At 43.9% G+C, this 14,525-nt stretch carries 5 protein-coding genes and 1 pseudogene; 5 read left to right on the top strand and 1 reads right to left on the bottom strand.

Annotated features, from left to right (window positions below; translation table 11 throughout):
• The first annotated feature begins 849 nt into the window (after window positions 1-849).
• The 3 genes and pseudogenes from RMZ43_RS00305 to RMZ43_RS00295 all read left to right on the top strand — a co-directional run bounded on the left by RMZ43_RS00305 (window position 850) and on the right by RMZ43_RS00295 (window position 4,100).
• Entirely contained in the window at window positions 850-2,661 is a 1,812-nt protein-coding gene (locus RMZ43_RS00305; protein ID WP_322645625.1) for a vanadium-dependent haloperoxidase, read from the top strand.
• Window positions 2,662-2,948: 287 nt separating this feature from the next.
• Window positions 2,949-3,134, top strand: a pseudogene (locus RMZ43_RS00300) (hypothetical protein); the annotation flags it as partial.
• A gap of 183 nt (window positions 3,135-3,317) precedes the next feature.
• Window positions 3,318-4,100, top strand: a complete 783-nt coding sequence (locus tag RMZ43_RS00295; RefSeq protein WP_322645624.1) for a COP23 domain-containing protein — start codon at window positions 3,318-3,320, stop codon at window positions 4,098-4,100.
• 209 nt (window positions 4,101-4,309) lie between these two features.
• Here RMZ43_RS00295 and RMZ43_RS00290 read toward each other — a convergent pair whose 3' ends face one another.
• Window positions 4,310-4,450 (bottom strand): hypothetical protein, encoded by a 141-nt coding sequence (locus tag RMZ43_RS00290; protein ID WP_322645623.1) that lies wholly within the window; start codon window positions 4,448-4,450, stop codon window positions 4,310-4,312.
• A gap of 231 nt (window positions 4,451-4,681) precedes the next feature.
• Between RMZ43_RS00290 and RMZ43_RS00285 the strand changes: the two genes are divergently transcribed.
• Entirely contained in the window at window positions 4,682-9,652 is a 4,971-nt protein-coding gene (locus tag RMZ43_RS00285; protein ID WP_322645622.1) for an Ig-like domain-containing protein, read from the top strand.
• Between the two features lie 315 nt (window positions 9,653-9,967).
• The gene (locus RMZ43_RS00280; RefSeq protein WP_322652958.1) at window positions 9,968-14,188 is read left to right on the top strand and encodes a phytase; all 4,221 of its coding nucleotides are present in this window, start codon (window positions 9,968-9,970) and stop codon (window positions 14,186-14,188) included.
• The last annotated feature ends 337 nt before the right edge of the window (window positions 14,189-14,525 follow it).

Below are 14,525 nucleotides of genomic sequence, written 5' to 3'. Positions count from 1 at the left end.
TACCTCTCTCTCTTACCTCGGTTAGTTTCGCCGGGGTTTTTTGTTTTTTAATCCTGTGGGTTGGCTTTAATGCTTCTCTGATTGGCGCTAATCCAAATATGGTTCGGTTAAGGCAAGAGACGCGATAAATCGCCGTCTTTGCAATAATCAATCCTTTGTCTTGACGGAAATTTATCTCAATACAGTTCAGTTAAGCAATTTTTCCTTCTCTTCCTTCTCTCTCTATGTCGCGCCAGTTGCTAAAGAGCGGGAATGCTAAAAGCGTAGCAAGACAAGATCCCCGTAGGGGTAGAAGTCGGGGAACCGCAAGGACGCACTGGCTTCTGTGCGCGGAGTCGCTCATGGGGGAAACCCCCAAGACCGCGCTGCCTTGTCTCTGTGGTTCGTTCATTTGGATAATTTATTTCTTGGAAGTCCCTAAGTTTAACGTAAAAACCTCTTGATTTTTATCACCGATTGTGAGAAAGTCTAATTTAATATCTATAAAATACGGTAAATCGATAAATTTACAGTAGTTTGTAGTTTGACTAGAATTAAGCCGTAGTTTTAGCTATGTTTTAACCCCGGCAACATCCTATCAGACTGAGTTACAACCACAAAGTTATAACAGCCGTGTGATGAAAGCATCATAACAGCACTGAATATCTAGATGACTTTCAGAAAAATCACCTTCTATGCAAGTTAACCTCCAGTAGAGTAATCCCAGATTTCATCCTAAATCCGGCGATATTAACTTGTTTTTCTGGAGGCGCGTATTTTGTGTGTGGCTAGTTGTTCTAGCTTTGCAATGCTCATGTATTCACTCATAACTAAATTTTTGTATTATTTTTTGCCAATGGAGAACATCTCATGCAAGTAGAAGATCCGAATTCTCATGAAGGTTCCGAGCAAGCTGCTCAGGCTAATAGCGAAATAAATAAACTGAAACAACCCCGTGTAGCTAGCAAACGTTTTTTTGGTAGTCACGCTAGCAGACGCTCATTTCTCGGTCGTGCTGGTTTGTTTAGTGCCGCTAGCGTTGTTGCAGGAGTTTTAGGTTCACCTTTCTCTTCAAAGAAGGGAGGAAATGTTGTACAAGCCCAAGATATCAACAGACGGTATAATCGAGCCTTCAACTACAACAGCTTTGTTGATAAAGCCTATCGAGTCCGTGTTGAAGCAGCCAGAGTTGAACGGAGTATTCCCATTCCGCCGCATCCGACCAACGGCGATGAAGAGCGTTATCCCAACAAAATCGGCTCTGACAGTAGGGGATTACCGCATAACGAGCGAGGCGAAGTCAAGCTAGAAGCTTACAACTCTTTGACCAAAGCACTGACAACGCAAAACCCGAATGATTATGAAAATATCATCTTGGGTGGCGGCAGAAAGCTGGTTAATCCTCAAGGGCCTCTGGCAATTAGCCTAGAAGGAATCAATGCTGCACAGATAGCTGTGCCGCCACCACCAGCTCTAGCTAGCGCCGAACGCGCTGCTGAAGCAGTTGAACTCTACTGGCAAGCTTTACTCCGAGATGTACCTCTTTCCAAGCTGCAAAACAATACTGACAACCCAAAAGTTTTAGCAGCCGTCGAAGACCTCAACAAGCTTTCGGCGTTTCGAGGGCCAAAACAAAATGGCCGTGTCACTCCTCAAACTTTATTTCGTGGTAGTGTCAACTACGTTGGTTCAGGTTCAAGTACAAGATATGTTATCCCACCAGGAGTACTAGACGGGCCCTATCTTTCACAATTTTTGTTGCTAACTATTCCTTGGGGAACTCAGTTTGTTTCGCCATTGATTCGTACTGCTCTTCCAGGTAATGACTTTCTACTTAATTTTCAAGAATGGTTGACTATTCAGAATGGAGGTAGTTCAGGGAAATCCATAAAATACGATCCCAAAAATCGTTACATAACCACAGTTCGGGATTTAGGTGAATATGCCCATATTGGCGGCCCTACATACCTGGGAGCCTCCTTGATTCTTAATAGCAACGGTACACCTTTGAATCCGGGCAATCCCTACGTCAGATCGAAGACCCAAATTGGTTCTAATGCAACCTTTGCACTGGGACATTTCCAAGCCTTGCTTAACTTGGCTAGCTCGCGTGTAATCAGAGCATCATACTGGCAGAAGTATTATGTACACCGCACTTTACGCCCAGAAGCGTTTGGTGGGCTAGTATACAACAACATTGTTAATAAAACTAAGTATCCGATTAATTCGGAGGTTTTTAATTCCCAAGCTTTGGCTCAGACCTTTAGCACCTTCAATACCTATCTACTGCCCCAAGCATATCCAGAAGCAGCGCCAACCCATTCCTCTTATACTGGTGGTGCGGCTGCCACTGCTGGCGTCAATGTCACACTGTTGAAAGCGTTTTTTGATGAAAACTTTATTATCCCTTCACCAGTAGTACCTGATCCCAATGATCCCACAAAAGTAATTCCTTACAGTGGGACACCACTAACTGTAGGTGGAGAATTGAATAAATTAGCAACTAACTATGCTATTGGTCGCGGTCATGGCGGTATCCATTGGCGTTCCGATGGTTCAGCTGCTTTGGCTTTGGGAGAAGAGGTTGCTATTAGCCTGCTTAGGGATGAGAGACTGGGTTACAACGAAATATTCAATGGCTTTACATTCACCAAATTTGACGGTACAAAAGTCACAGTTTAAACAGATTTTCGGTGTTATGGGAGCGCTGGTTCAACCGCCCCACCCCCTTGTGGGCGGAGCGGTTGACTTACATCCTAGCCTTTTTTTGTCACCTCGTCAGCAACAAGCTACGGGTCAGCCATAAAATAAAGACAAATCAATAAAAAGGGGTGTTTATGACAACCCAACTCGATAAGGGACTTCCAACTAAAAAAATATTCTATCGTGGTGTAGGCAGGGGGGCAGGGAGCAGTTCTTGCTGGGGGAGAAAGAAAAATATGATCTGAGTAAATTGGATAATTTATTTTCTGGAAGTCCCTAAAGCTAAATCTTCAACAGAATTGGTAATATCTTGGGAAGCCTTGCCCGCAGATTTTCAGTTAGAGGATGAATCTGTGGAAAATACAGGTCAGCCACTATTGGCTGGTGCTTTGCGCGAAAGCCTTGAGATAAGTGGTTTTATCCAACCGCAGATGTTGATAGCCTCGAATTTTAGTCAAAAGTCAAAAGTCAAAATTAATAATGCGTTATCTAGAAATTAAAGCACGGGTAAAAAAGCTACTTGCAGAGAAAAAAGCAAGAGAGGAAAAAAAATAGCGTTTTTGATGAATCAAAACAGAGAATTATTCGTCACTTAAATTATCAGTTCCCTACCTATTTCTACTGGAGGATGATTTATGCCATCACAACTGCTTCGATTGATATCTTTGGGTAGTCTTGGCTTATCTTTGTGTCTGGGCAATTCCGTAGCAATGGCGCAATATAATTCTACTGGCGATGGCGTTGTCGTACCAACAGTACCATCAGATGGTTCATCAGCACCAGTACCAATAGACACGTCAACCGGTATACCAACTTCACCCTCAGCTGATGGTACAACTCGGTTTACCTGTCAGACTTACAATGGTCAATACACTGTTATGTATCAGCCACAAAGTCAACCAGGGCAATACTTTGCTTGGGCTGCACCTGCAGCTTTGGGCGGTGGTTGGGATGCACAAAGACGTTGTACAGCAATTGCCAGTCGCTTAGAACAGTATCGCCCAGATGGCTTACAGGAACTCCAGACAGCAACAGAAAATAACGAAAATATTGTCTGCGTTACAACACAAGCTAACCCAACCTGTAGAATTGTGCTGACAGTACCGCCTGGGAAAGACCCCTATGTTATCCGCAATAGTATTTTTCAGAACTTGACCACTGCTGACAGTGGGCAACAAACTATAGCCGTTAACACCTATGGCGATCGCAGTAGTGGAGGCAACGAATTATATAATTTAGGACGCACTCTTTTAGGCGGTGGCAATAATCGGGTTAGTTCATCTAGAAGTGGTATTAATCTCAAACCTTTCCTTGATCGCAAAGATGGTGGTAGCGCTAGAAATCTTCGCAATGGAGTAGCAATTCGTCGTCAGTCTCAACCTAACTCTGTTCGCTTAAATCCTGGTAATTTCCGGTAGGCAATAGTAACTTTTAGTTAATAATATCCAACTACTTATTGTAAGGCGGGCATCGTGTCCGCTTTTTTTATGGGCAAACGAGATGCCATACCAAATATTTGTTGTTTTAACCTTTTGCTAGCGGTTTCTTAATGTTAACAAGATAGTTTGAGGTTGTTGAATACGGATTAATACTACTAAAATATGTGACTTTTTTACTAACTATATAGTCAATTTTTGGATGAATTAAGTTTTTGCATCCATCCTTTTGTGGTTATGGGATGCGATCGCCTCAGTTGCTGGTGATACCATTTCACTTTAAATACTGGTAAGGGCATGGCATTATCATCCCCTACAATAAATCTATACATATTAGGATTTTCGTGAATTAGTATGAGTGTTGCGATCGCACTTAATACATAAGCAATTACATCTTATTAAGTCATACTTGTCACATAACTACCCTTGTTCGATCTAGATTGTTTGCGAATTAATTGGCTTCGTTAAAATTACTTGAGTTTTTGTTTTAATTTTGACTACTAAATTCTCACTTCTGAATTCTTCAAGCTTGTTTCCCCCAATTCAAGGAAAAGAAAATTGTTATGCCTACAAATCTAACTGCTGGCGATGTTGCATTTCTAAGTCTGATTGCCGATAATCCCGACACCTTCTCTTTTGTACTGCTAAAAGACATCGACGCTGGGACTATCATTAATGTTACAGATAATGGCTGGCAGTCATCTGGCTCTTTCCGTACTGGCGAAGGAGTTTTGCAGTATGTAGCACCCACGGCTCAGACTGTCGGAACCGTCGTTACTTATGTTGATGGAGGCACTAACACTGGTTGGACTAATGTTAGTGGCGGTACAAGCTTTGCCCTATCAACATCGGGTGACTCCCTGATTGCCTTTCAGGGTGCGCTAAGTGGTTCAGGTAGTTCAACTACCAGCACTTCGCCTACTTTCCTGGCTGCTGTGACTATCAACCGTTCAAGCTTCGATGCCAATGCGATCGATTCTAACACCACTGCCTTGCCGACTGGTTTGACTGTTGGAACCAATGCAGTTGCAGTCGGTAAGGCATCTTCTGAATTTGACGATTCACGCTACACAGGCCCGACTAGTTTTGCATCAGTAGCAGAAGCGAGGACTGCAATTAATACAGCAAGCAACTGGACTGGTAGCGACACCGACACAACAAATTTCAGTGGTACGTTTAGTATTGGTGGTGCAGCAACACCAACAGTCAACCTATCTGTCAGTCCGAATGCTGGTTCGGAAGCAGGTAAAACAGCAATTACTGTTACAGCCACAACTTCTAGTGCAGTATCCAGCAATCAAACAGTTAACTTGGCTGTAACCGGAACTAACATCACCCCAGAGGATTACAACCTCAGCGACACTATAATTACTATCCCTAGTGGTTCAACCACAGGTTTTGTTACCTTTACCGTTGTTGATGATGCCTTGGTTGAAGGTACAGAAACCGCTACCTTAACTATCAGCAACCCTTCCTCTGGTATCAGCCTTGGCAGCACTACTACTCAAAATATTACCATCACCGATAATGATGTTGTCAGTGGACAAGCGCCAACTATTCAACTAGACACAGCCAGCACCACAGATTTGTTAGATGCTAACGGTGCTTTATCCACCACAGGAACAGGAGCAATTAGCGGTGTTATCGACAACCCCAACGATCCAGCAAAGACACTAGGCGTAAACTTTACGATCGCAGATTCCGATACTCTTGTAGACAATTTAACCGTCACAGTCACCAGCAGTAATGCCGCAGTAGTTCCTAACGGCAATTTAACGCTAACTGGCACTGGAAATAGCCGCAATCTGAAAATTAATCCTGTAGGTGTTGGTAATGCCAATATTACAGTGACCGTCAGTGATGGTGCTAATACTGCTAATTATGCGATCGCTTATGCAGCATCAGCGAATAACGGTACTCCCACAACTCAATTTTTAACGGGTACGAGTGATGCATCTACCGCTATCCCCGTGGGCGGAACATTTTTCTTAGAAGCCGATGACGAAAATCAAGTTTTGCGTCTCTACGATTCCAGTAAGTCAGGACTCCCGGTAACTGGCTTTGATTTTACAAGCTCTTTAGGATTAACTGATAGTTCTTCTGGGGTATTACGAGAAGTGGATCTTGAAGCTTCTACCAGGGTAGGCAATCGCATTTTCTGGTTAGGATCAGAAAGTAATAGCGATGATGGTAAATCTCGCCCTAACCGCGATCGGGTTTTTGCCACCGATATTACTGGTACGGGAGCATCCACCACACTTAGCTATGGTGGACGTTATAACTTTTTACGCGAAGACATCATTAACTGGGATGTTACCAATGGTCATGGCAAGGGAGCCAATTACTACGGCTTGGCTGCTAGTGCTGCAACTAGTATCGGGTCAAAGCAAACAAACGGCTACAATATTGAGGGCTTAGAAATAGCTCCCGACAATACCACAGCTTATATTGCTTTCCGCGCCCCCCAAGTTCCCCCGTCTGGACGAGCTAATGCCCTGATTGTTCAAGTTACCAACTTCGCCAGCCTAATATCAGCTAGCGGTGGTACACAAGGCTCGGCACAATTCGGCGCTCCTATAGAATTAGATTTAGGCGGTCGGGGTATTCGGGAAATTCGCAAGAATTCCAATAACCAGTACGTAATTATTGCTGGCCCAGCAGGAGATGCCGGAGCAGCCCCTAACGATTTCCGCCTCTACACTTGGGATGGCAATCCTAACAGCGCCCCGCAATTGCGTACTGCCACTTTTCCTGCTAGCTTCAACCCGGAAGGAATTATCACCATCCCTGAGAATTTAACAAATACCTCTCAAATTCAATTCGTCAGCGATGATGGCAACAGCGTTCTTTACAACGACGGCACAGCAGCCAAAGATTTATCAGAAAACAATTTCAAAAAGTTTCGCACCGATAGCATTATACTAGGCGCTGTTGTCGTGAATCCTCGGATTCACGATATTCAGGGTGCATCTCACATCTCACCCTTAAATGGACAAGATGTAGCTGATGTTCCAGGAATTGTTACCGCACTGAAATCTAATGGTTTCTACATCCAAGACCCCAACCCAGACAGCGACGATCGCACTTCCGAAGGTATTTTTATCTTCACCTCATCAGCGCCAACTGTACAAGTAGGTGACTCTGTAAAGGTAAGCGGTACGGTAACAGAGTTCCGCCCTGGTGGCGCTACTGGTTCTAACAACCTCACAACCACAGAAATTACTAACCCCACAATTGTCAAACTCTCTAGTGGTAATGCTTTACCATCTGCAACCATTCTCGGCAATGGCGGCAGAACCATTCCCACTTCAGTAATCGATAACGACACTACTGGTAATATCGAAACTGGAACCACCACCTTTGACCCTGCCCAAGATGGCATTGATTTCTATGAAAGTTTAGAAGGAATGCTAGTACAAGTAAATAATCCTGTGGCAGTGAGTCCAACTAATTCTTTTGGAGAGATTTGGGTACTAGCGGACAATGGCGCAAATGCCACTGGACGCACAGCACGCGGTGGTGTGGTGATTAGTCCTAATGATTTTAATCCAGAACGTATCCAAATTGATGACGCGCTGTTTACCTCTGGTAGCTCACCCAAAGTTAACGTCGGTGCTACTTTCGACACGATTAAAGGTGTGGTCGATTACAGTTTCAGCAACTATGAAGTTTTGCCTACCTCGGTGAGTGTGACTTCCAACACGCTGACTAAGGAAGTCACTAATTTAACTCCCACCAATAATCAACTGACAGTTGCTACCTTCAACGTTGAAAACCTTGACCCTGGCGATGGTGCAGCCAAGTTTAACAACCTTGCCAGCCGCATTGTTAATAATCTGAAATCGCCAGATATCATTGCTCTAGAAGAAATTCAAGACAATAACGGGCCGACAAATAACGGTGTAGTTGATGCTAGCACAACCTTCCAAACATTAATAAATAGCATTGTTGCGGCTGGCGGCCCCACATATCAATATCGAGAAATTGACCCAGCAAACAACCAAGATGGCGGTGAACCTGGTGGTAATATTCGCCAAGGTTTCTTATTTAATCCTAGCCGAGTTCAGTTTGTAGACATCCCCGGTGGCGGTACTCTAACGAATACCACAGTCAGCAATGTCAATGGTGTACCCACACTTTCTGCTAGCCCTGGTCGCATTGATCCCACCAACTCCGCCTTTACTACCAGTCGCAAACCGTTAGTTGGTGAATTTACTTTCAACGGTAAAACTGTTTATATAGTTGGCAACCACTTTAATTCTAAAGGTGGCGACCAACCGCTATATGGGCCAAACCAACCGCCAACTCTTAGTAGCGAAACCCAGCGTCAGCAACAAGCTACGCTGGTGAAAAACTTTGTCCAAAGTATTTTAGCGATCGACTCCAATGCCAATGTCGCAGTAGTAGGCGACTTAAATGACTTTGAGTTCTCCAATCCTGTTAGCATTTTAGAAAGCGCTGGGCTGACTTCCTTAATTGAAACCCTACCTCCAAATGAGCGTTACACCTACAACTTTGAAGGCAACGCGCAGACACTTGACCACGTTTTAGTGAGTAATAGTTTACTCAGTAAGCTGGATGGATATGATGTAGTTCACATCAACTCAGAGTTCGCCGATCAGGATAGCGACCATGACCCTAGCCTAGCTCGGTTTAATCTGTCTGCAAACCAAGCACCTGTAGCCGGTGATGACTCTGCTAGCGCCAATCAAAATACGCCATTGACTCTGTTAGCGACTGATTTGTTAGCCAACGATACCGATGTAGACGGCGGTGCTTTGAGCATCACTGCTGTGAATAACGGTGTTAACGGTAGTGTTACCTTAAATGGCAGTGGCAATGTAGTTTTCACTCCCACAACCAATTTCACTGGTAATGGCAGCTTTAACTATACCGTCAGCGATGGTAATGGTGGCACAGATGTGGCGATAGTAACGGTAGCAATCGGTACAAACCTCAACGGCACTAACAATAACGATAACCTCAGTGGCACATCCGGCAACGACATCATTAACGGACTCAATGGGCAAGATACCATTTCCGGCAATGCTGGCAATGATAACCTTGTGGGTGACAATGGTGACGATTTACTCTATGGCGGTACTGGCAACGATAATCTCTTTGGCGGTAATGGTCAAGACACACTTTATGGTGATGCTGGTAATGACAATCTTGAAGGTGATAACGGTGATGATAAACTTTATGGCGGTGACGGTAACGACACCCTTTTAGGTGGTGATGGTCAAGATTTACTTGTCGGCGGTGCGGGTAATGATTTCCTCAACGGTGGCAAGGGTGATGATAACTTAACTGGCGGTACTGGTAGCGATATCTTTGTGTTGGAGAAAGCCACAGGTCGAGAAACCATTACCGATTTCAGTTTAGGTGAGGGCGATAAAATCGGCTTGTCTGGTTTGAGTTTTAATCAGTTGTCTTTCTCTGGTAATCAGATTAGCTTAGGCAATCAAACTCTAGCGGTGCTGACTGCGTTTGATACTAAGACGCTGACGCAAAGCAATTTTATCTCTGTTTAAGTGTGTTGGGTGGGCAAATGTTTGCCCACTCTACAAATTGCTTTGTTGCATCGACTTGCACCTTTGATGTATTGACTTGTAACTAAGTTGCATCGACTTGCATCTTTAATGTATCCACCTGCACCTTTAATGTATCCACCTGCACCTTTGATGTATCCACCTGCAAAAGTTAATCCAAGAAAGCAGATTCTTAATCAATACCTTCGGCAATTTACGAGGGTGAGTTGATGACGCTTTCACTATTAACTCGCTGTTGTCTGAGGCTTGGCAAAAACAATAAGTTTTAAAAATTAAATTCCTTTAACTTTTCCCAGTATGGTAACTACAAATACAATTCGCTTTTCCCAGTTCAACGCTTCCCTGAATCGAAACGTTGAAGGTCAATTAGTCAGCGATTTGTCTACCCTTGACAATGCTCAAGCCAAGGCTGTTGCTGAAATCATCCAGCGCAATAACTCAGACGTGCAACTGATAAATGAGTTTGACTACTCCCCGGAGGCAGTTCAACTATTCAAGCAAAATTATCTTGCAGTCAGTCAAAATGGTGCAACTCCCGTTGATTATCCTTATTTTTACATCGCTCCTTCCAACACGGGTATTGCCTCTGGCTTTGACTTGAACAATAACGGCACAGTAGTTACAACCCCAGGCGAACCGGGATATGGCGATGATGCCCTCGGATTCGGTAATTTTCCTGGTCAATACGGAATGTTGCTGTTATCTAAATATCCCATCGACACTGCCCATGTCCGCACCTTCCAAAACTTCCTCTGGAAGGATATGCCCAATGCTTTGCTTCCCGATGATCCGACAACACCACAGACAAGAGATTGGTATTCTGAGGACGAACTGAAAGTTTTACGCCTCTCCTCCAAAAGTCATTGGGATGTCCCCATTCAGGTAAACGGCGAGACAATTCATGTGCTCGTCAGCCACCCCACACCCCCAACCTTTGATGGGCCGGAAGACCGCAACGGCAAACGCAACCATGATGAAATCCGTTTTTGGGCAGACTATATTACGCCTGGTAAAAATGATTATATCTATGATGATGCAGGTAAAACGGGTGGTATTGCTGCTGGTTCAGACTTTGTGATTATGGGTGATCAAAATGCTGACCCCGTAGATGGTGACAGTTATGACAACGCTGTTCGCCAACTGCTGCAAAATCCCAATATCAATACTAATGTCATCCCTACCAGCCTTGGTGGCCCCCAACAAGCAAGGTTACAAGGTGGTGCAAATGCTAGCCAAAAAGGTAATCCTAGCTTTGATACCGCAGACTTTGCTGATACAACTCCCGGAAACCTGCGGACTGATTACGTGCTACCCTCTGCTGACCTAACAATTACCAACTCAGGAGTATTTTGGCCTTTAAATACTGACCCGACATTCTCCCCAGTAGGTACTTTTCCCTTCCCCAGTTCTGACCATCGCTTAGTGTTCGCAGATGTGCAAGGTAGACCAACTGAAGCAGGTAAAACCATTCCTAATGTAAGTTTTGAAACACAAACTACCTTCGTTACTGGCTTTATTCCTGCTGGTGCGGCGGGAACTGTAAATGGAGTTTCTACTCCCTTAGGTGGATTGTCTGGTGTAACTTATGATGCAGCAAATAATCGTTACTACGCGATCTCAGACGATCGCTCTCAAGTTGCCCCTGCTCGTTTTTATACCTTCACTGCTGGCGATGGGGTAACTTTTACGGATGTTACACCATTAAAAGATAGCAATAGTAATTTCTTTGCACTCAATAGCCTTGACCCAGAAGGCATTGCTTTAACTAACAATGGTAATGTTTTCATTTCTTCAGAGGGCGAAGTAAATCCTACTGCTGGTCGTGTTACCAATCCCTTTATTAAGGAATTTTCCCTTACAACAGGGCAAGAAGTAGGATCTCTACTTATTCCTACCAAATTCTTACCAGTAGTTGAAGATACCAACAACAACGGTATTATCGATGCAGGTGATACGCAGACATCAGGCGTTTACAATAATTTGGCATTTGAAAGTCTCACCATTACACCCGACCAAAAAACTTTATTTACCGCCACTGAAAACGCGCTCTCCCAAGATGGATTAAAGGCTTCACTCACTAGTGGCAGCCCTTCCCGGATTCTGCAATACAATCTGGTTACTGGACAACCAGAAAAAGAATACCTCTACACTACCGATACTATCGCTCAAGCGCCGAACCCTAGCACAGGTTCCAGTAACAATGGTTTGACAGATTTACTAGCAATAGATAACCGGGGAACCTTACTGGCCTTAGAACGTTCCTTTGCCGAAGGTGTAGGCAACACCATTAAAATCTACGAAGTTTCTTTACAAGGTGCAACTGACATTAGTTTTTACGATTCTCTCAATAATTTGAGTGCTGAACAACTAGCTACTATCAAACCTGCTCAAAAACGTCTGCTGTTGAATTTAAATGACTTAAACTTGCCTAACGGTACAGATAACATCGAGGGCATTACCTTTGGGCCAAAACTAGCAGATGGTAGCCAGTCGATTGTGCTGGTAAGTGATAATAACTTCAGCCAAAGTCAATTTACCCAAATTCTCACTTTGAATGCAGACTTAGTTCCTACTGCTGCACCCACAGTAGAAACCCACCCCGATTTATTTGATGATGAAGATTCAGCACTACCTGCTGTAGATCAGAATGCCGATGCTGATGATCCTGCCATCTATGTTAATGCTACAAACTCTGGTGATAGCCTAGTATTAACCTCAGTCAAAAATGCTGGATTGCGGGTTTATGACTTGTCTGGTAATTTGTTGCAGACAGTTAATCCTGGTGGCATTCGCTACAACAACATTGACCTGCAATACGGTTTCAAATTAGGCAATCAATCTGTTGATATTGCCGTAGCTAGCGATCGCAACAACGACAAACTAGCAATATTCAAAATTAACCCCAACCCCACCACCCCTGGTCAATATCTGGAAAATATCACCGATAGCAATATTGGTACTATCTTCCAAGAATCACCTTTTGAACCTCCCTATTCTGCATCAACTCGCAGTTCTTACGGACTTACCTTATACCGTAGTCCTGTAACTAATGATTACTATGTCTTTACCAGTCGCCGCCAAACTGGAGATATAGCTCAGTTCAAATTGATTGACAAAGGTAATGGCCAAATTGGAGCAGAACTAGTGCGGGAATTTACCATCCCCTCGCCTACTACAGAAGGGCGTTCTCCCCAAACAGAGGGTATGGTAGTTGACCAACAAACCGGTTTTCTCTATATAGCCCAAGAAGATGTGGGCATCTGGAAATTCCAGGCAGAACCGGACGGTAGCACAACAGGCAAGCTAATTGATCGCGTTCGTTTTGAGGGTGGTTCTCACCTCACCGACGATGCCGAAGGATTGACCATCTACTACGGCAAAAACGGCACAGGCTACCTGCTAGCATCTAGCCAAGGCGATAGCACCTTTGTTGCCTACACTCGTGAAGGTAACAACGAATATGTGGGTAACTTTGCCATTGGTAACAATGGATCAATTGACAGTGTGCAAGAGTCAGATGGGGCTGATGTGATTAATGTGCCATTGGGGCCTAACTTCCCATTTGGTTTATTTGTCACCCAAGACGGCTCCAATGAACCTGCTAAGACTATCGATGGCGAAAATGTCAACTCTAACTTTAAGCTAGTGCCTTGGGAAAATATCGCCAATGCCTTCCCCAATTCCCTAAATATCGACACCACTAGTTACGATCCGCGTCATCCTGTTGCCCAACTACCTACTTTCCCCAATGGTTTTGGTTCTAGCAACAGCGATACTGTCAATCTTGAGCCAGGACAATTCTTTAGTGTCGGTGACGGAGCAGACTTTGTAGAAGGCGCTCAAGGTAACACAATCCTAGCTAGAAACGATGATGACACTGTGCTTGCAGGCAGCGACTCTTCAGTTTCTGGGGAAGATGGTAGCGATCGCATATTTATTGGTCAAAATGGCCCGGCTCAAAATACCAGTGCTGATGGTGGCAATGGTGATGATGTTATTACTGTGGTAGAAGCTAGTGGTAGTAATAATTTGTTTGGGGCGGCAGGTGATGATACTCTCACAGTGATTGAAGGTTCTCGTCAATCATTATTCGGTGGCTCAGGTAACGACATCCTCACGAGTAATGGTAGCAATAACCGTCTTTACGGTGGTTCTGGAGATGACAAACTCTTCTCTAATATCAATGACTCGCTGTTTGGTGATGATGGTAATGATGTGCTTTTTGCTGCTCAACAGGGCGGTAATCGCTTAACTGGTGGTACTGGTGCTGATCAATTCTGGATTGCCAATGGTAGTCTGCCAACTAGCAAGAACATTGTGACTGATTTTGCGATCGGGATTGACAAAATTGGGCTTGGCGGTGTTGGCGTAACTCAATTTAGTGAGCTAACACTGTCGCAACAGTGTAGTGGCACTTTGGTGAAAATTGGAAATACAGAGTTGGTTTCATTGCTAGGAATTATTTCAACGAGTCTGACTGCAAATGATTTCGTTTTTTCTGCTAGCGTTGTGGCTTAGTTTGTTGGCTAGGGTCATCCGAATCCTAAATTATTCTTGAACAATGAGATGCCCGACTCCTTAAACAAGTCGGGTATCTAAACATTTCATTAGTTATAAATATTTTCACAAATGATATAAATACTGACGATTAAAAGTGATGCGATCGCTAACAAAATAAAGCTGCAAAAACTCAAATTTTATCTTTTGATAATTATCAATACATTCAGTTGGATTTAAAATATAAATATATTGACTTTTGACTTCTGACTTCCCCGTTCGCGCAGCATCTTGTGGGCAAGGGGCTGACTTTATCATGTCACAATATCATCTGTATAAGTTTTGTTTTTCATGTAAA

The sequence above is a fragment of the Nostoc sp. CmiVER01 genome (assembly GCF_034531135.2).
Lineage (GTDB): Bacteria > Cyanobacteriota > Cyanobacteriia > Cyanobacteriales > Nostocaceae > Nostoc.
This window is presented reverse-complemented; position numbering and strand designations above follow the sequence as displayed.

Excerpts from the sequence above, each read along its gene's own strand:
- RMZ43_RS00305 (WP_322645625.1), top strand. The coding sequence starts at position 850 with ATGCAAGTAGAAGATCCGAATTCTCATGAAGGTTCCGAGCAAGCTGCT.
- RMZ43_RS00280 (WP_322652958.1), top strand. The coding sequence starts at position 9,968 with ATGGTAACTACAAATACAATTCGCTTTTCCCAGTTCAACGCTTCCCTG.
- RMZ43_RS00295 (WP_322645624.1), top strand. The coding sequence starts at position 3,318 with ATGCCATCACAACTGCTTCGATTGATATCTTTGGGTAGTCTTGGCTTA.
- RMZ43_RS00285 (WP_322645622.1), top strand. The coding sequence starts at position 4,682 with ATGCCTACAAATCTAACTGCTGGCGATGTTGCATTTCTAAGTCTGATT.
- RMZ43_RS00290 (WP_322645623.1), bottom strand. The coding sequence starts at position 4,450 with ATGTATAGATTTATTGTAGGGGATGATAATGCCATGCCCTTACCAGTA.